The organism is Deinococcus roseus (assembly GCF_014646895.1).
GTDB classification, from domain to species: Bacteria; Deinococcota; Deinococci; order Deinococcales; family Deinococcaceae; genus Deinococcus_C; species Deinococcus_C roseus.
Genome location: NZ_BMOD01000003.1, coordinates 145547 through 162131 on the forward strand (window position 1 = coordinate 145547; position 16585 = coordinate 162131).

The following is a 16585-nucleotide window of genomic DNA, read 5'->3' on the forward strand; positions in this document are numbered from 1 at the left end:
TGCCGTTTAACTGCCTGCGGGCATACTTGGTCAAGCACCAGAAGAAGCTTCTTCTGGTGGCTGGGAAACACTTTCACTTGCTTTTTTCAGAGCGGCTGGTCTCTTTGCATCCACCTTGTCCATCCAGCCCTCTTTCCCGGTGCTTTTGTTGTGTTCTCGAAAGGAGAAGTTTTGTGCGCAGGCTCCCCCTTTTATTGATTCCTGTCACCCTGGCCCTGGCGGCCATTCCTCACCTGTCCTCCCACAACCCCCTGCAGGTGCAGCCTCAGATTTCCCAGAACACCCAGCCCCAGAACACCCAGCCCTGGATGGAAAGCCAACGCGTTCAGCCCCGGGATTTTGAGTCTCCTTTCAGGGATCCTCAACCTTCTGATGACACGGCCCTGAGCCCCTGGGAAGACCAGCAAAGCAATGTGGCCAGCAACACCCTGGAAGAGGTGTACCAGAAATCCATTCCCGGTGCGGTGCGCGTCAACATCGGGCGTTCTGGTCTGGGCAGTGGTTTTTTCCTCACCTCTGACGGTTATGTTCTGACTGCAGCCCATGTGGCCCTCGGAGACACCAATGAACCCCTCAGTGTGACCACCTCGGACGGCAAGGACCACCCTGCCACATTGGTGGGCTACGACGAAATCCGTGACCTGGCCATCCTGAAAGTCAAAGGCAGCAACTTCACTCCCCTGAAACTGGCCTCCTCTGCACCCAAAGTGGGGGATGGTGTGGTCGCCATTGGCAACTCCAGAGGCGCTTTTGAAGGCGGACGGGCAGGCAAGGTGACCCGGCTTGGGGCCAGCCTGAGCGCTTCTTTCCCCTCCAGCATGGTGGCCTCCAGCATGCCCCTGGCCCCCGGAGATTCGGGCGGTCCGGTGCTCAACAATCAGGGTGAAGTGGTGGGCGTCAGCACCGCCATCAGCAGTGGAGGTGGACACTTCAGCAGTTACTTCGTGTCTGTCACCACCAGCAGCCAGATTGTGAAAGACCTGCAGGCAGGCTTCAAGCGCTCTGTTCCCATCATCGGTGTGAGCATTGCCGATGCCCAGGATTACCTGAACACCGAAGGTGCCCTGGTGACGGAAGTCCGGCCCGGTCTGGGGGCCCAGAAAGCAGGCTTCAAAGACCCTGAAGTCAGCGAATTCCGCGATGATTCAGGCCGGGTGCGCCAGCAGATCAGCAGTGCTGATGTGATTGTGGCTGCAGAAGGCAAAACCGTGCGCAACTCAGACGATTTGATTGCCGTGTTGCGCAGCAAGAAAGCTGGAGACCAGGTCACGCTGAAAGTCAAAAGGGGAGAGCAAACCCTCACCTTCAAAGTGATTCTCAGCAACAAAAACAGCGTCTAAAGCAGTTGACAGAATAAGAGGTTGTTTCGTGGGTTCGTGTTGTTTGAAACAGGAGGATTCGGAAGAATCCTTCTGTTTCACGGATAAACGCAGTAAACCCTGTGATCTGAAAACCAGCAGCCTGTATTCAAGTGGGTTGCTGGTTTTGGCGTTATGATGCCTCATGCTCAGACCCCTCACTGCACAAGACCAGAGTGTCGTTCAGAACTGGCTGGAAGTGTACATCAGGCAACACATCGCGTACTGGGAAGAAGCCTACCAGACAGCCGCCCAGAGCAACCCTGCAGAGGTGGCCACGCAGCAATGGCAGGATCTGTTGAAGGCCTCTGAAGACCCCCAGCAGTTTGTGCGGGTGTATGGAGAGAAGCCGCTGGGCATCATTCAGGGAGCCATCCGGCAGGATCCCTATCTGGGGGTGCCCCTTGGGCAACTGTCCTGGCTTTATGTGGATGCAGAGAGCCGGGGACTGGGGGTGCCAGATCCGCTGATTGCCAGCCTGCTGGAGTGGTTTGCAGAAAAAGAAGTCGCGGGTCGGGTGGTGTACGTGACAGCGGCCAACGCTGCAGCTGTGCGGGTCTATGAACGCAATGGGTTTCGCACCATCGATTACCGCATGCTGGGGCCAGCAGTGCAAAAGTGAAAGAAGGCCTGAACCCCTTCACTTGAAGCGCTTTCGGAAAAAGGCTTTTTTGCTCCCAATGTAAGAGTCTTTTAAGACCCCAGGTTGCATGCTGTAAGAGCGGAGCCTCAAAAAACATGCTGATCAGAACAGCCAGAAACCCAGGGCTTCGCAGATCCATCCTCCCAGCAGCTTCTGTGGTTTCTGAAAACCGGGAAGGTTTCCAGAAACCAGCGCCATCCACAGGGGCAGAGAAGACTTCTGGCAGCGTGTTTTGTGGTCCTGCTTTCAGCTTTGTGGTCCGTTTCCAGTACAATGGAGAAACCACAACATCACAGGAAGCCGGGCAACAGGTCAGCAACCCCACCACAATCCCGCTTCGCCAGGATGCCTTCCGTCACCTGATTCTTTCTTCCCCTCCACAACCCACCGGGTTTGCGGAAGGCCCCCACCCCACTGGTCCCCAGAGCCCGCTCTGGCTGAAGGAGAAACCATGTTGAGTGATTTGTTCATCCCGGCAGGAACCCTGGTCATGTGCCCTGACTACATTCAGGGCACGGTGCAACGCACCGATGGAGGGTATGTTCAGGTGGTCACCGAAGACCGCAGACAGGAGTTCTGGTTGCCGATGCAACTCCTGCTCAAACTCAATGCCTCCAGGCTGTTCCCGGACGCTCCGGCCCCTGAACTCCGGCGCTCCATCACCTGAAGGTTCAGGCTGCATTTCTCAGGTTGAACCTCCCAGGACCAACAGGTCAGGTGTTTTTCTGCCTGACCTGTTCTGGCTGTTTCTTGCTGGTACACTGAAACCAACCCCCCATGACTGGCGATGCGCAGGCGTTTCCCCTTCCAGACGATTTCTCTGACTTCCACCATCGGCTGTCCATGTTGCTGAAGGTGAGCAACCTGCAGGCCGCTCTGGAGGTGCTGACCACACATCTGCAAACCCTGAACCCGCAGGCAGGGCTGTCCCAACAGCTTGAACTGCGCCTCTTGCAGGCTTCTCTGCTGCACCAGCACCTCCGAAGTGAGGAGGCCCTGGTGGTCTTGCAGCAGGCCACCCAGCAAGCGAAAGCTGCAGGGTTGTGGGAACAGCAACAGCACCTCCTGCGCCAGAGCATCGAAGTGCTGCAGGGCCTGAAGCGCTTCGAGGAAGCCCGCACCACCCAGTGGCACCTGCTGACCCGTTTGCAAGCAGAGCAGGTGCTGGACCATGCCCTGTTGCTGGATGTGTCTGCCACCCAGATTCTGGACACCTCACTGGAAGCTTTTCTGCAAGATCTTCCTTTGCATGTCCAGCTGGATGGCTCTCAGGAAGCCCTGCTCTACAAGGACCTGGGAAATGTGATGTGTGCCCTTAAACGGTACCCTGAAGGGCTGAAGCTGTTTCAGCTGGGTTTGCAGGTGCTGCCTGCAGAGGCCCCCATCCAGCAGAGGGTGGATTTGCTGAACGGGGTGGGCGGGGTCTACACCTGGATTGAGCGATTCCGGGAAGCCCTGCTGGCCTACCAGGAAAACCATCGGCTGTTCACGGAGATGGGAGACCAGACGGGCCAGATTCAACAGCTCATCAACATGGCCTGGGCCTTGCAAAGCATTCCCCGCCCCCAGGAGGCACGGACCACCCTGGAGCAGGTGATCGAACTTTCCAGACAGCTGGGCCTGCCCCGGTTCACCCGGCAGGCCCATTACATGCTGACTGGATTGAAAGGGATGCCCCGCAAAGAAGCTGCCCGGCACCTGCTGGAATATGCCCGTCTGGAACTGGAATTCTCCGCGGATCCCCAGCATGACCATGAACCCCTGCTGCTGCACACCGAGGTGCGCCAGAACCAGCAGAATTTTGATTTCCAGAAGTCCATGCGGCTGGAACTTGAGGGGGCCTATCAGAAACTCTACGACCTCAGCGAAGAACGCCAGATGCTTTATGAACGTCTGGAAAAGCAATCCGAGGAATTCGAGCGGCTGGCCAACACAGATCCCCTGACCGGGCTTCCCAACCGCCGCCTGTTCTTTGCGCATTTTGAGCGGGAACACGCACGGATCAGGCGCACCGGAGAGGATTTCAGTGTGGTGCTGATGGACATCGACCACTTCAAGAGCATCAACGACACCCACTCCCACAAAACCGGTGATCTGGTGCTCAAAATCGTCTCGGAAATCCTGAGGCAGGAACGCAGGGCCAGCGATCTGGTGGCCCGCTATGGAGGCGAGGAATTTGTGCTTTTGCTGTCTGGTGCGGATGCATTGGGGGCCAGACTGGCCTGTGAACGCATCCAGCACAGGTTGCATGCTTATCCCTGGCAACGGTTGCTGGAAAACCGCAGCATCACCATGAGTTTTGGCATTTGTGCCCGCACAGACCTGGAGAGCATCGACCAGATCCTGATGCAGGCCGATGAATGCCTCTATCAGGCCAAAAACGCAGGCCGCAACCGCATTGTGGGCTGAAAGGAAAACTGTGGAACAGGACATCACTTATGCGATTTTGCTCCGGCTGGATGAAGACACCCAGCGGCAGGTGATGGCTTTCCGGGAACACTGGATGCAGCACCAACCCGATGTGCTGCTGATGCCGCCACAGATCACCATCAAATCCTTCTTTCGCCCCTGTGTGCCCTGCGGCACCCTGATCCAGAGGTTGCAGGTCAGTTTGCAGGATTTCCCACCTGTTCCCCTTCACCTGGGAGAGCAACGCTGGCTTGCAGATGGCACCCTGCACTGGGACGGCAGCCTGATGTCCACTGGAGAGCAGAACATGGATTTGCTGCACCTGAAAACCAAGGTGTGGTCCACCATCATGTCTCTGGTGTCCCTGTTCTGTGAATTCACGCCAGGAGAACCGTTCAGTTACCGCACCAACAACCCCTGGCAACCAGGGGTTCCCCTCTTGAAGCAGATGACCCAGTACAGCTCAGACCTTTCCATGCTGCCCGAAGTTCCTGCACCCAGATCTGCATCTGGGATGGTCATGGACCTTTATCGGGTCCGCATGAACCATGGGCAACCCATGGACTGGGAGCATGTCACAGCTTTTCCTGCTGCCCGATAAGAGGCTGGATTTTCAGCTGTTGTCCCGGTGGGTCTGGTCTGGCAGGGTGGTTTCTGCAGCAGGGTGTTCATCCACCACCAGTTCTTCGCGGGCCAGCACGGTGGGGATGCTGATGGTTTCCGTCACCCGATCTTTGAAGACCTTGATGTGTTCGGAGCGCACCACTTTTTTGCTGATCTCGGCATCTTCCCGGTAGATTTCCAGTTCCAGGGCTTCGCCCACCGGGAGTTCCACCCCCAGCAGCGTCACCGAGGGCGTTCCAGCAGTGGTTTCAATGACCAGCACTTCGGTCACCAGATCCACCGTTATGGTTTCCTCGCGCACCCGACGTTCCCGGCGCACCGAAATGGCCCCCAGCTTTTCCCGCAGGATCTGCACTTCTGGCACCTCTTCCCGCAACTCCAGGGTGCCCACCAGAATTTTGTCGGGGTCTTGCTGGAGGTCTGCGGTTCGGGTCTGCTGGGTGTGTTCCAGGGTGCTGTGAAAGCTGCCGGTCTGCGCCATGCCTTCTTGCTGGGAAGCGGTTTGCCGCAGGGAAGGGGTCACGATCAGGGTTTCGTCGGTTGCAGAGAGGCTGGTCTGGGACAGGTCTGCTGGTTGCAAATCTGATGGTTTGTGGTCTGACATAAAGCTCCTTTATGAATTCCGTTCTGGGGATTTTGTTCTCTGTCGATTTGCGAAAAAGCAGCCTGCAAAAGCGCAGATGAACCAGCTTGCTGAATCGGACTGGCTTTCTGAGCAGGCAAGTTCTGGTTTCAGAATGCATTTGACAATGCATTCGATCAGGGCATTTAAGCCAAGCATAAATGCCCCCAGCAGGGCCTTTTGTACGAAATCTCAATTTGTGAGAGCTGGAAAAACATCAGCGAAATGCCTGAATGGTTCTGCCCTGAACCCTGCTCTGACCCTGGTCAGGGATTTTGCACAGTGTCCACCATGAGTTGGACCACCACCTCGGTGCCCACCCCCAGTTCGCTTTCAATCCAGATCTGACCGCCGTGCTGGTCCACAATCCATTTGGCGATGGGGAGGCCCAGACCGGTCCCGCCGGGGTCTTCGCTGCGCTGTCTGGAACGGTCTGCACGGTAGAAACGCTCAAACACCCGGGGCAGGTCTTCCTCGGAAATGCCAATGCCACTGTCTGAGATGCGCAATTCTGCCCGTCGCTCTTTGCAGACCAGCGATCCCCGGATGTGCCCGCCTTTTGGGGTGTACTTGATGGCATTTTCCAGCAGGATCAGCAGCAGCTGTTTCAGGCGATCCCGGTCTCCGTACAGGTTGACCTCCTCCACCTTGCCCAGACTCAGGCGGTGGTCAGGAGAAAGCCGTTCTGCATCCCGAAAAGCAGACCGCAGCACTTCGTGCAGACCCACTTCGTCTTCCTGCATGGACAGACCGGAATCTCCGCGGGCGAGTTGCAACATGTCGTTGACCAGCCGTCCCAGCCTGGTGCCTTCTCGCTGCACATCCATGATGATTTCCCGTTTTTCCCGTTCGGGAATGTGTGGGTGACGGATCAGGATGTCCAGGTTGCCCTGAATGGCAGTCAGGGGGGTTCTGAGTTCGTGGGCAGCATCCGCCACAAAGCGTTTTTGCACGTTCATCAATTCACGCAACTGGATTTCCTGATCCTGCAGGGCTTCTTCGGCCATTTTGCGGTCATGCATTTCGATGCATCCCCCGATGAAGCCCAGAAAGCTTCCTCGGGCAGAAAACCGGGGCACGCCACGGGCCAGAATCCAGCGGTATTGCCCATCAAAGCGCCTCAGGCGGTACTCAATCTGGAATTCTGTACGCTCCTGGAAGCTCTGGTGGTACACCGTGAGGTAATGCTCGATGTCCTCCGGGTGCACCCGCTCGGTCCAGCCATAACCTGCGCTCTGTCCAGAGGTGTGTCCGGTGAATTCCAGCCAGGTTTTGTTGAAGAAGGTGCGGTTCTTGCTCTGGTCGCTCATCCAGATCAGGATGGGCACGCTGTTGACCACCGCCCGGAAGCGCTGTTCGCTTTCGTTGAGGGCCTGCTCGATCTGCCTGCGTTCGGTGATGTCCAGGGCCAGACCCAGCACCAGCAGGGCGTTGTCAGAACGGGAGAACACGGTGTACTTCACAAAAAACCAGCGCCAGCTTCCGTCCTTGTGCCGGAAACGGGCCTCCAGGCTCAGCACCTCCCCTTCAGAAAGGTGTTCCATGCGTTCCAGCACCCGCTGGGTGGCCGATAGGTCTTCCTGGTGCACCAGATTCAGCACGTCCTGCACGGACATGCTTTCGATTTCCTCGGGGATGTAACCCAGCACTTCGGCCATGTGCTGGTTGGAGTACACGATGTGCTGCTTGTGCAGGTCAATCAGGTAGATCACCACCGGAGCGGTCTGCATGATTTTGTCCCGAAACAGCTGGCTTTCTTGCAAGATGCGCTCAGAGGTTTTCTGTCGGGTGATGTCCTGAATGGTGGCCCCGATCCCCAGCACGTGCCCTTCAGGGGTGCGCACCGGAAAGTAATTCACCAGCCAGTCCTGCACAGGCCTGCCCATGCCTTCTGGCATGCTGTATTCCAGATTCAGCACAGACGTGCCTGTTGCGATCACGCTCTGCAGCTGGTGTTCAATCAATTGCCCAAACACCGGGAAGCGGTTGAGGGGCGTGGACCCGATGAAATCCTCAACGGTGCTGTTGAGCATCTGGGCCATGGTCTGGTTGACCATCTTGAAGGTGGCCTGGTTGTCCAGAAAAGCCAGCCCGATGGGTGCGTTGTACATGATGGCCTGCAGCAGGGCCACGGTTTCCTGATGCTGCTGGATCAAATGGTTTTGCTGCTGGTGGAGCCTTTGGCGCTCCAGGGTCTGGGCCACCTGCCGGGCAATGTTGCGCATCAGGTTGTGGTCTTCCCCGGTCAACAGGTGGTTTTCCCCGAAACCAAAGTACAGCACCCCCATCACCTGCTCTCCCATGCTGATGGGCAGCAGCACCACCACAGACCCGCGAATGTCTTCTTTCAAAGGCAGCAGGCCAGGGTAACGCTCCACCAGTTCGTTTTTGCTGGAGACCAGCATGGGCTGACCAGTGCGGGCCACCTCGGCCACAGGGTTGTGTGCAGTCAGGGGGATGAAATGCATCTGGCTGGCCACCGCTGGATTGGCATCCTGCCAGGAGAGCACCTCCAGTCCATCCAGTCCATATTGCTGTTCCTTGCGAATGAAAATGGTAGAGGTGATGGCCCCCATCACCTGCTGGCTCTCGCGCAGGATCACCTCCTGCAGTTCTTCTTCAAGGTGGTCTTCCAGCAACACCTCGGAGATTTTCAGCAGTGCAGAGGTGTAACGCAGGGTGGAGTCATTCTGTGGACCGGAACGGGAGGATTTGAACAGGGACCGCACGGCCCTGGAAAGGGCAGGCAGCAACACTTCCAGCAAATCTGCTCCTCTTGAGCTTTGACGCTCTGGGCCACCTGCCAGCAGAACTGCGTTTTCCAGCCGTGACATCCAGAGCCCGTTTTCGCGCTGCAGGGGTTTCAGCAAACAGGTTTCGGTGCCGGGCATGTCAGACCATTCGGCAAAAGAAGGGAGGTCTGCAAAGGGAGGGTTCCCCGTGCTGGCCAGCATCTGCTGCTGTTCTGAAAAAAGCACCATCCAGAAAGGATCTTCCAGCTGGGCCAGCGCCTGATGCAACTCAAAAAGTGCCGCCTGAACAGAAGTGGCCTGCTGAACTGCCTGGCTGAGCTCCCGCAGGGCGGGCAGTGTCCATACATCTTTGTCCAGCCTGGCCTGATCCATCACACCCCCAGTGTATTCACTCCAGCAACCAGAGGAAAGCTCTCCTTCAGGACGCATTCAGCCAGCGGTTACAGTTGGCTTCAGTTCCTCATTTTCTCCTCTGGTTGCAACGTCCATTTGTTTGCACTGATTGTTTGCGCTGAATGGAGTTCTGTTTGCTCTGGTCCAGTTACTCTGATCCAGGCTGGAACGTGTCTTCAATCTGTCTTCCTGTGCGGGATTCTTCTTCCAGTTCCCCTTGCACATCCGGGGTGTCAGGAAGGGGAGCAGGTGCACCACCAATTGTGTCCCCCAGACCGGGGGTGTGGTCTGGCATGCTCAGGTCTCCGGCAGGGGTGCTGCCGTCACGGGTGCCTCCGGTGGTGTTCTCCATGTCTCTCGGTTCGATGGGCATGCTGTACCTCCATAACCTGCAAGGTTTCTGGGCGGTTTCTGGGCATTGTTGTGCAGAAAATTGTTTTGCAGAAAACAGTTTCCAGGTGCAGGGTTGTATGCCATCATCTGTCGATTTGCAGGGGGATTCTGCTGCAAATGAAACAGTCTTTTGCAGGGTTTTTTGTAGTGCCTTGAGACAGGTTTCAGGATGTTCAGTCCGGGCCGTGTGACGCTGCCCAACACGGCCCGGAGTGTTCGCATTTCCACATTGAGCATTTCTTTCAACAATTCTCAGGACCCTGAAACCCGTGTGAATCCTTACCTCCGCATCTGCGGGTGCTTCTTACAATCAGGCCATGAGCGAGCAGACGGTTCCCACAGCACATCCTGAAGAAAAACCCAATCCCAAGGCAGATCCTGCGGCCCACCACAAATCGGGGTTGCAGAAAATCCTTCCGGTGTTTAAAGATGCGTTTCAGGCCTTCAAGGCAGACGATGTCCCCACCATGGCCGCTGCCCTGGCGTACCGCACCATTTTCACCATTGGTCCGCTGTTGCTGCTGGCGGTGGGCATTGCAGGCCTCTTCCTGAACCGCACCGACATCGAATCCAGCATCCAGCGTCAGGTGGTCTCGCAGTTTGGTTCAGCTTCGCTGGATGGCCTCAACGATTTTTTAAACAGCACCCAGAAATCTGGAACAGGAGCCACGTTGTTTGGTTCCCTGCTGCTGGTCTGGACCTCTTCCAGTTTGTTTGTGCAGCTCAAAGAAATGATCAACAGAATCTGGGAAATCCAGCCCGAGAAAACCGGAATTGTACGCATGGTGGTGTCCCGTCTGATGGCTGCGCTGCTCACCATTGTGCTGGGCGTGGTGATCGTGGCTTTTCTGGGCCTCAACGTTTACCTGTCGGTGCAGGCCGAAAACCTGTTCGGGGGCGCGGTGGGCCTGAACCTGCTGCTGAAATTCTTCAGTTTTCTGCTCAGCATCGGCATTTTCACCGGGCTTTTCATGTTGCTGTACCGTTTCCTGCCTGCGGTCAAACTGGACTGGAAGGATGTGCAATTCGGAGCGCTCACCACAGCCGTGCTGTTTGTCATTGGGCAATACCTGATTGGTCTGTACCTGGCCCACTTTTCTCCTGCCGGAAGTTTTGGTGCAGCCGGAACCCTGGTGGTGTTCATTTTGTGGGTGTACCTGAGCGGACAGATGTTCTTCTTTGGAGCAGAGGTCACCTGGGCCTACAGCCACCGTTACGGGACCCTGGCCGCCAGAGAAGCTGCCAGAAACAAAGCCCAGCAGCCTGGACTGAGCGCTGAACAGACCGCAGAAAAAGCCCAGCAGACCCCTGAGAAACCTGTGGTGATTCCTGAGCGTCCCGCCACTGCCCTGATCATGCAACTGATGAGCGGTGTGGCTGGACTGATTGGCGGAGTGCTGCTCACCATTTTGACCTTCCCGGTGGCGGCTGCCCTGGGACTTACAAGGGTGGTGAAAAAGCAGTTGCGCAGGCATTCTGCCTGAGGGTCTCGGCTTGAGGGTCTGGGCCTGGGTGCAGGTGCTTGAAACAGGTTGAATGGAAACTGCTCTGATCAGAAGGAGGCCATGATGTGCCTCCTTCTTTTTTGGTTTTGTTGTGCTTATGGCCGGGCTGGGTCCCTTCCATGAGAGGCAAGCAGCACTTCTGAGCTGGGATGCTCAGATGGTTTCTGAAAAACCCTGTCTGAAACCCCATTTTGACTTGTTTTCACTGAGGTGAACAGCTGAAATTAAACTGAGAGCGTGTGTCATTGATGAAAAGCCGCTGATTTTAATAAGCACCGGCGGAAATGAAGCATGGTGATTTGAATGCCTCATTTGAAACGTCAGATAAATTTGAGAAACCAATAAAGGAACATTTCGCTCAGTCGCAGGCAGGGAAATGCCCTATTTTGTAGTGGTCACATCACTGAAACAGATCCCCTGTCAAGCGGGATCAAGGAGGAACATCATGAGTTATCGTATCTCTGCCGTATTTCCCAGCCAACAGCAAGCCCAGGATGCCGTCAATGAATTGAAATCCAGAGGCATTGCAGACACTGATCTTTCTTTCATTGCGCGTCAGGCCGATGGCACCGTCACCGATGGTCTTGTCGACCACCCCAACCATGAAGATGGCAAAGGGGCAGCCCGCGGTCTGGCCGTGGGGGCCAGTGCAGGCGCACTGTTTGGTCTGGCTGCAGCGTTGATTCCCGGCGTGGGACCCTTCATTACCGCAGGCTTTTTGGCCTCCTCACTGGGCGCAGCCGCAGGTGGAGCCGTCGCCGGAGCTGTGGTGGGTGGCGTCACTGGAACCCTCGCGGGCTCCCTTGCAGACGCTGGTTATGATCGCACCGAAGCCGAATACTACGAACGCTCCCTCAACGATGGTGGCGTGCTGTTGGCTGTGAATGTGCCCGAAAACCAGAACCGCGAGGAAGTCAGCAGCATCCTGCGCAACCACGGAGGCGATGTGAAAGGGGAGGGATTGCAGGGCGTTTCTGGTCAGGGCAGCCTGGCTTCCAGCCTCTCTGGTCGCACCGACACCCCCATGCGTACCGAAAACACCGTGGACCGTTCAGCCGGGCATGCCCCGGACAGCTGGACTGCTGGCACCACCGATCAGCAGAAAGGCCGCCCTCGCCTGTTCCCGCTGGATGAGCTGGTGAACACGCACCGCCACGACATCGCCGGGGTCTACAATCCTGTGGGCCAGACCGTTTACGGCCTGGGCAATGAAAAGGTGGGGACCGTCCATCAGGCCCTCGCCCAGGAAAATGGCCGCATCCGTTACCTGCTGGTGGACGTGGGCAACTGGGCCAGCAACAAAATTGTGGCCATTCCGGTCGGACTCGCACGCATTGAGGACGATGGGGTGTACTTTGACACCCTCAACCGCGAACAGGTCAGCAACCTGAGGGCTTACACCCCCGGTCAGGAATTCACCTACGATTCCCAGCTTGCAGATGAAAGCACCTGGCTGCACCCTGGCAACCATGCCCATGCTGCCACCGAAAACACCGCTTTCAGAGGGGAAACCCGCGAAGGTCTTTACAACAGAGAGGGCCTTTACAACAGCCCCACCCGCCTGCAACTGCTGGAAGAACGCCTGTTTGTGGACAAAGAGCGTTATGTGGCAGGCAGTGTGGAAGTGGGCAAACGCGTGGAAACCCGCACCGAGAACGTCAATGTGGAGCTGGAACGCGAAGAAGTGGTGATTGAACGCCACAAAGTGACCGGAGAACGTCCTGTGGAAGGGGATGTGCAACTGGGCGCAGACCGCCAGACCATCCGGGTGGACCTGGAAGCCGAGCGTGCCGATGTCGAGAAACGCGCTTACGTGACCGAAGAAGTCGAGGTGGGCAAACGCACCGAGACCGAACGCCAGACCTTCACCGAAACCGTGGGCAAAGAGGTGCTGGAGGTCAACAAGACCGGGGATGTGGATGTGCGCGCAGACCGCACTGCTTCTGCAGGACTCCCGGAAGGCACCCGCCTGACCGAAGAGGAAGAAAAAGCCCGTCAAACCACCCTGCGGGACGATCAACTGGGCCGCAAATAAAGCCTGAGCATCAAAAATAGGAAGTCCAGAGCACAACCCGTGTTGTTATGGGTTGTGCTTTTTGTTGTGCTTTTCCAGATACACCAGACAGACTGCTTGCGGCGTTTCCCGTTCCAGGAAAATCTGGTAGCCCAGTTTCTGGTACAGCCGGATGTTGCCCACACTGACCTTTGCGGTGAACAGTTCATAACGCTGAACACCTGCAAATTTTTCCTCAATGTGCTGCATCAGAAGCTGGCCCAGACCTTTACCTTGATGCGAAGGATGCACCATCAGTCTGCCCACATGGCAGGTGTGATTTTGCTGATGTGCCCGCACAGAACCAATGAGCTGGTCTCCTGAACGCAGCACCAGCACAGTTTGCTGTTGCAGGTCTGTTTGCAGGCTTTCCAGGCTCTGCATGAGGGGTGGGATGGGCAGGCCGCCCAGCAGATCCGACTCCGATTGAAAACACAGGCGTTGCAGGGCCAGCAATTCGGGAGCATCCAAGGGCTGGGCAGGTTCAGGCCACAGGTTCATGGCTTCAGTGTGCAAGATGAAATGATCCGGAGATGCCCAGTCTGCTTAGACAGTGCTGGATTTTTGGCATGGCTGGGCTTCAGTTGGTGTTGTTCAGAGAACAGCAGGTGTCCTGGTGGTTTGCCCTGAGAAAAAAGAAGAGGATTTGCCCTGGTTGTGATCCGTAAAATCCCTGGGTGTTTCAGAAACCAGACGACTTCACCTGAACATCATGCAATTCTGGCAGACTTGAGGGCATGATGCTGGGCGTTCATCGGTTCACACTGATTTCACGGGCAGGAAACAGCAAGTGGACCCCGGAGGCGCTGGGGTCCTGGATTGAGGTGCTGACTGGTCATCAGGTCAGTGTGCAGGACCAGACCCGCAGTTCCTGGTTTGGGGTCAGCAAGGTGATGACTTTTGAGGTTTCCTTTGAAGGCGATCTCCAGCAGGCCAGTGCTTTTCTGAAGGTGTTGCAGCAACATTTCAAGGTGGAACCTGCACGTTGAGGTCAGGGTTTTAGAGCCTTTGACAGAAGAATAAGAGGTTTGATCTCTGAACGGTATTTTTTGAAATGGAAGGATTCAACCGAATCCTTCCATTTCACTGATCAACGCAGTAAGGAGCAAAACAAAAAGAGGAGACTGATATTGGTCAGTCTCCTACAGGACCCAATCTTGTGGGTCTACAGGCTTGATGCCTGTCCTGATTTTAGACCCTGCGCTTGCTGTCAGCAAGATGAAACAGGATGTCTTGTTACATAAACTGAACACTTTGCTGGAATTCAAGCGTTTTTCAGGACCTGTTGAAGATCACTGGATGGTGTAGGTGTCTCCGTACACCTGCCAGGTCAGGGGGGTGTTGAGGTCCAGGTTGCCATTGTTCAGAAACACCCGCTGGGCGGTGTCCACCCGTGAGGTGTCCTCGTGGGCAGCTTCGGTTTTCATGGCGGCGACCCGGGCATCCAGGAAGGCATGCAGGTAAGTGACTTCACTGCCGCCCTGTGCGGGGGTTCTGGCCTTGCCCATGGCGGTTTTGCGAATGCCCCCGAAGCTCACCGAATCTTCTCCGGGTCCGTGCATCACGATGGCATCGTAGTAGATGAATTGCCCCAGGGCCCGCAGACCGTCTGCTTTGGCCTGCTGTACGGCAGGATTGAAGTAGATCTGGTCACGAATGCCATCCTGGGCCTGCTGGAACAGCGGATCCTGGGCAGCGGTTTTCCAGTCACGGGTGAAGTTGGGGTCCAGTCCGGCATGGGAATCGGTGCCATTGACCTGCCTGAGGGCCGGGAGGTATTTGGCCAGCACATTGCTGGGGGCTTTGCTGGTGTAGTTCTGCACCACTTCCAGCATGTCTCCGGTGCCCGAGCAGAACCCGATGATGCCTGCAGTGTAGCCCCGCCCATCGTTGATGTCCTCGATGTAGGCATACTGGGCTTTCCAGTTCAGGGAGGAGTTTTCTGCACTGGACACAATTTGCATGGCGATGTCTTTTTTGCGTGGGTCGGTGAGGTCCACGCCGGTCTGGGTGGCCAGGGTTTTGACGCTCAGGGCTGTGGACTGCCCGGAGGTGTTGCCTGCTGCATCTTTTGCCCGCACCGTGAAGCTGTAACTGCTGTTTGCGGCCAGACCCGTTGCTTTGAAACTGGTGCCTGTGCTGCTTCCCAGAGAGGTGCCGTTCCTGAAGAGGTCATATCCGGTCACGCCCACATTGTCGCTGGAGGCCGTCCAGCTGAGGTCCACACTGCTGCTGGTCAGGTTGCTGCTTTTCAGACTTGTGGGAATGCTGGGAGCGACTGTGTCCTGCTTCAGGAATTTGAACCAGTTGACGTTCAGGAGGCCCCCCGTGGCGGTGCCTTTGAACAGCAGCACCAGTTTGCGGGTGGCAGGGGAGATGTTGACTGCAGAACTGACGGTGGTCCAGTTTTGCCACCCTCCGGTTCCAGCGACCGTCACCTTGCCCAGCAGCGTTCCGGTGCTGGAGTTTTCGTGTACTTCAATGGTGCCGCCACTGGAAGCACTGGCCACCCGGAATTGCATTTTCACGGCTGGGGCACTGAAATTCACGGTGTTGAAGGTGAGGGTGTCTCCGGGATCGATGTAACCCACATTCTGACCTCCACCGGTGTCGGTGGTGGTTTCTTTCTGGGTGCCAGTCTGGCTGTCGTGGCTTTCGGCTTCAATCTGGCCAAACGCATCCCAGGTGGCCTGCCGGGCAACCGCCTGGGTGGGTGGCTGGGTGCAGGCACTCAGGGTGGCAGCCGTCAGCAGCAGGATGGACAGTTTGCGGGTCTGGGTCATGGCTCTCCTTGATGGTGTGGTGCAATGTTGTGAATGGCTTTCCCCTGGAACAGCCAGAGCATGAATTTCTGGGATCCGGGTGCAAACTTTTGAGGCAGGTCTGGATTCAGCTCTGCTGGTGTGGGTTTGAAGGGAAGGCTGGGTATATATTAACTTTGTTTATTAATAAATTCAAGTCAGGGGAATCCCGCAGCAGGGTCTCAACAATCCAGACCCAAAAAAGCACCAGCCGGTACTGGGCTGGTACGTTGCTGTTCAAAGTCTGCTTCAGAAGGCCTGTCTGGATCTGGCTCCTTCATGACTGCCTTTTTCCTTGTTGTTGATGCCTTCAAGCATCTCAAAGAAACGGGTGATCTGTTGCCCGGATTCTTGCAGCAGCTGGTCTTTTTTGGACCTCAGCATCAGTTTGGCCAGGGCAGGACCTTGCAGGGTGACCTCCTGCTCGATTTCCACGCCCTCACCCTGCACATGCAGGGAACGTTTGATCAAGAGCTGGGTGCCTTGCAGATAAGGGACGGCCAGAACAAAGTTTTCCAGCATGTGGCAGGCCACCACTTCAAAAGCCACGGCTTTGCCATCTTTGTAGGTCAGGGTGCCTTTGACGTGCTGACGGAAGGGTCCAGAAAGTTCTGCACTCTGCAGGGTGGGATCCCACGTAGGCCAGTGTTTGGGATTGGTCCAGAGTTGCCAGACGGCCTGTGCAGATGCGGTGGTGGTGGCGCTGTAGGTGCTGATGTTCATGGTGCTCCTTCACTGGCCATTGCTGGTCCTGGGTTGGCTGTGTGCAAGAAGAGGTCAGAAGAATTTGACCAGGGCACGCAGGGGAAAGCTGACTGAAACGAACAGTTTGCCAGGATCAGTGGATGCAGGCAGAATAGCAGGCAAACCCTCTCTGAATTATTACAGCGAAAAGCGCTTTCAGACGATACAAATGCTTTACAGAACTGTTTTTGAGCAGGAAATGTGCTTTGTGGTTGTTGCTTTCAATTGTTCTCTGAAAAGACAAATGCCAGAAAAAGGATTTCCAGAACGATGTAATTCAACAAGAA

General features: G+C 56.2%; 14 protein-coding genes. 8 read left to right on the plus strand and 6 right to left on the minus strand.

The window, feature by feature from the left end:
* Window positions 1–173: 173 nt before the first annotated feature.
* The 5 genes from IEY52_RS06120 to IEY52_RS06140 all read left to right on the plus strand — a co-directional run bounded on the left by IEY52_RS06120 (window position 174) and on the right by IEY52_RS06140 (window position 5011).
* Complete coding sequence (locus IEY52_RS06120; protein ID WP_189001413.1) at window positions 174–1340, plus strand: S1C family serine protease; 1167 nt, start codon at window positions 174–176, stop codon at window positions 1338–1340.
* A 163-nt stretch (window positions 1341–1503) separates the two neighbouring features.
* Window positions 1504–1980, plus strand: coding sequence for a GNAT family N-acetyltransferase (locus IEY52_RS06125; RefSeq protein ID WP_189001415.1), 477 nt, complete (start codon window positions 1504–1506; stop codon window positions 1978–1980).
* Between the two features lie 472 nt (window positions 1981–2452).
* Entirely contained in the window at window positions 2453–2668 is a 216-nt protein-coding gene (locus IEY52_RS06130; RefSeq protein ID WP_189001417.1) for a hypothetical protein, read from the plus strand.
* A gap of 110 nt (window positions 2669–2778) precedes the next feature.
* On the plus strand, window positions 2779–4410 hold the full coding sequence (locus tag IEY52_RS06135) for a GGDEF domain-containing protein (protein WP_189001420.1): 1632 nt from the start codon (window positions 2779–2781) through the stop codon (window positions 4408–4410).
* 10 nt (window positions 4411–4420) lie between these two features.
* Window positions 4421–5011 (plus strand): hypothetical protein, encoded by a 591-nt coding sequence (locus IEY52_RS06140; protein WP_189001422.1) that lies wholly within the window; start codon window positions 4421–4423, stop codon window positions 5009–5011.
* A gap of 12 nt (window positions 5012–5023) precedes the next feature.
* Here IEY52_RS06140 and IEY52_RS06145 read toward each other — a convergent pair whose 3' ends face one another.
* The 3 genes from IEY52_RS06145 to IEY52_RS06155 all read right to left on the minus strand — a co-directional run bounded on the left by IEY52_RS06145 (window position 5024) and on the right by IEY52_RS06155 (window position 9175).
* Window positions 5024–5638 carry a DUF2382 domain-containing protein gene (locus IEY52_RS06145; protein ID WP_189001424.1) on the minus strand — a complete coding sequence of 205 codons (615 nt, stop codon included), beginning with the start codon at window positions 5636–5638 and terminating at the stop codon, window positions 5024–5026.
* Window positions 5639–5922: 284 nt separating this feature from the next.
* On the minus strand, window positions 5923–8781 hold the full coding sequence (locus IEY52_RS06150) for a PAS domain S-box protein (RefSeq protein WP_189001427.1): 2859 nt from the start codon (window positions 8779–8781) through the stop codon (window positions 5923–5925).
* Window positions 8782–8950: 169 nt separating this feature from the next.
* Window positions 8951–9175, minus strand: coding sequence for a hypothetical protein (locus IEY52_RS06155; protein WP_189001429.1), 225 nt, complete (start codon window positions 9173–9175; stop codon window positions 8951–8953).
* Between the two features lie 337 nt (window positions 9176–9512).
* Between IEY52_RS06155 and IEY52_RS06160 the strand changes: the two genes are divergently transcribed.
* Window positions 9513–10679 carry a YihY/virulence factor BrkB family protein gene (locus IEY52_RS06160; protein ID WP_189001430.1) on the plus strand — a complete coding sequence of 389 codons (1167 nt, stop codon included), beginning with the start codon at window positions 9513–9515 and terminating at the stop codon, window positions 10677–10679.
* Window positions 10680–11145: 466 nt separating this feature from the next.
* Entirely contained in the window at window positions 11146–12735 is a 1590-nt protein-coding gene (locus tag IEY52_RS26605) for a PRC and DUF2382 domain-containing protein (RefSeq protein ID WP_229684655.1), read from the plus strand.
* A gap of 45 nt (window positions 12736–12780) precedes the next feature.
* Here IEY52_RS26605 and IEY52_RS06170 read toward each other — a convergent pair whose 3' ends face one another.
* Complete coding sequence (locus tag IEY52_RS06170) at window positions 12781–13254, minus strand: GNAT family N-acetyltransferase (protein ID WP_189001432.1); 474 nt, start codon at window positions 13252–13254, stop codon at window positions 12781–12783.
* 236 nt (window positions 13255–13490) lie between these two features.
* On the opposite strand from IEY52_RS06170, the gene IEY52_RS06175 reads away from it, so the two are divergent.
* A complete protein-coding gene (locus IEY52_RS06175) occupies window positions 13491–13742 on the plus strand; it encodes a hypothetical protein (protein WP_189001434.1) in 252 nt (83 codons plus the stop codon).
* Between the two features lie 303 nt (window positions 13743–14045).
* On the opposite strand, the gene IEY52_RS27030 is transcribed toward IEY52_RS06175, so the two are convergent.
* Entirely contained in the window at window positions 14046–15536 is a 1491-nt protein-coding gene (locus tag IEY52_RS27030) for a chitosanase (protein WP_189001436.1), read from the minus strand.
* Window positions 15537–15803: 267 nt separating this feature from the next.
* The gene (locus IEY52_RS06185; protein ID WP_189001438.1) at window positions 15804–16277 is read right to left on the minus strand and encodes an SRPBCC family protein; all 474 of its coding nucleotides are present in this window, start codon (window positions 16275–16277) and stop codon (window positions 15804–15806) included.
* Window positions 16278–16585 lie beyond the last annotated feature (308 nt).

Excerpts from the sequence above, each read along its gene's own strand:
- IEY52_RS06125 (WP_189001415.1), top strand. The coding sequence starts at position 1,504 with ATGCTCAGACCCCTCACTGCACAAGACCAGAGTGTCGTTCAGAACTGG.
- IEY52_RS06130 (WP_189001417.1), top strand. The coding sequence starts at position 2,453 with ATGTTGAGTGATTTGTTCATCCCGGCAGGAACCCTGGTCATGTGCCCT.
- IEY52_RS06135 (WP_189001420.1), top strand. The coding sequence starts at position 2,779 with ATGACTGGCGATGCGCAGGCGTTTCCCCTTCCAGACGATTTCTCTGAC.
- IEY52_RS06145 (WP_189001424.1), bottom strand. The coding sequence starts at position 5,638 with ATGTCAGACCACAAACCATCAGATTTGCAACCAGCAGACCTGTCCCAG.
- IEY52_RS06150 (WP_189001427.1), bottom strand. The coding sequence starts at position 8,781 with ATGGATCAGGCCAGGCTGGACAAAGATGTATGGACACTGCCCGCCCTG.
- IEY52_RS06155 (WP_189001429.1), bottom strand. The coding sequence starts at position 9,175 with ATGCCCATCGAACCGAGAGACATGGAGAACACCACCGGAGGCACCCGT.
- IEY52_RS06160 (WP_189001430.1), top strand. The coding sequence starts at position 9,513 with ATGAGCGAGCAGACGGTTCCCACAGCACATCCTGAAGAAAAACCCAAT.
- IEY52_RS26605 (WP_229684655.1), top strand. The coding sequence starts at position 11,146 with ATGAGTTATCGTATCTCTGCCGTATTTCCCAGCCAACAGCAAGCCCAG.
- IEY52_RS06170 (WP_189001432.1), bottom strand. The coding sequence starts at position 13,254 with ATGAACCTGTGGCCTGAACCTGCCCAGCCCTTGGATGCTCCCGAATTG.
- IEY52_RS06175 (WP_189001434.1), top strand. The coding sequence starts at position 13,491 with ATGATGCTGGGCGTTCATCGGTTCACACTGATTTCACGGGCAGGAAAC.
- IEY52_RS27030 (WP_189001436.1), bottom strand. The coding sequence starts at position 15,536 with ATGACCCAGACCCGCAAACTGTCCATCCTGCTGCTGACGGCTGCCACC.
- IEY52_RS06185 (WP_189001438.1), bottom strand. The coding sequence starts at position 16,277 with ATGAACATCAGCACCTACAGCGCCACCACCACCGCATCTGCACAGGCC.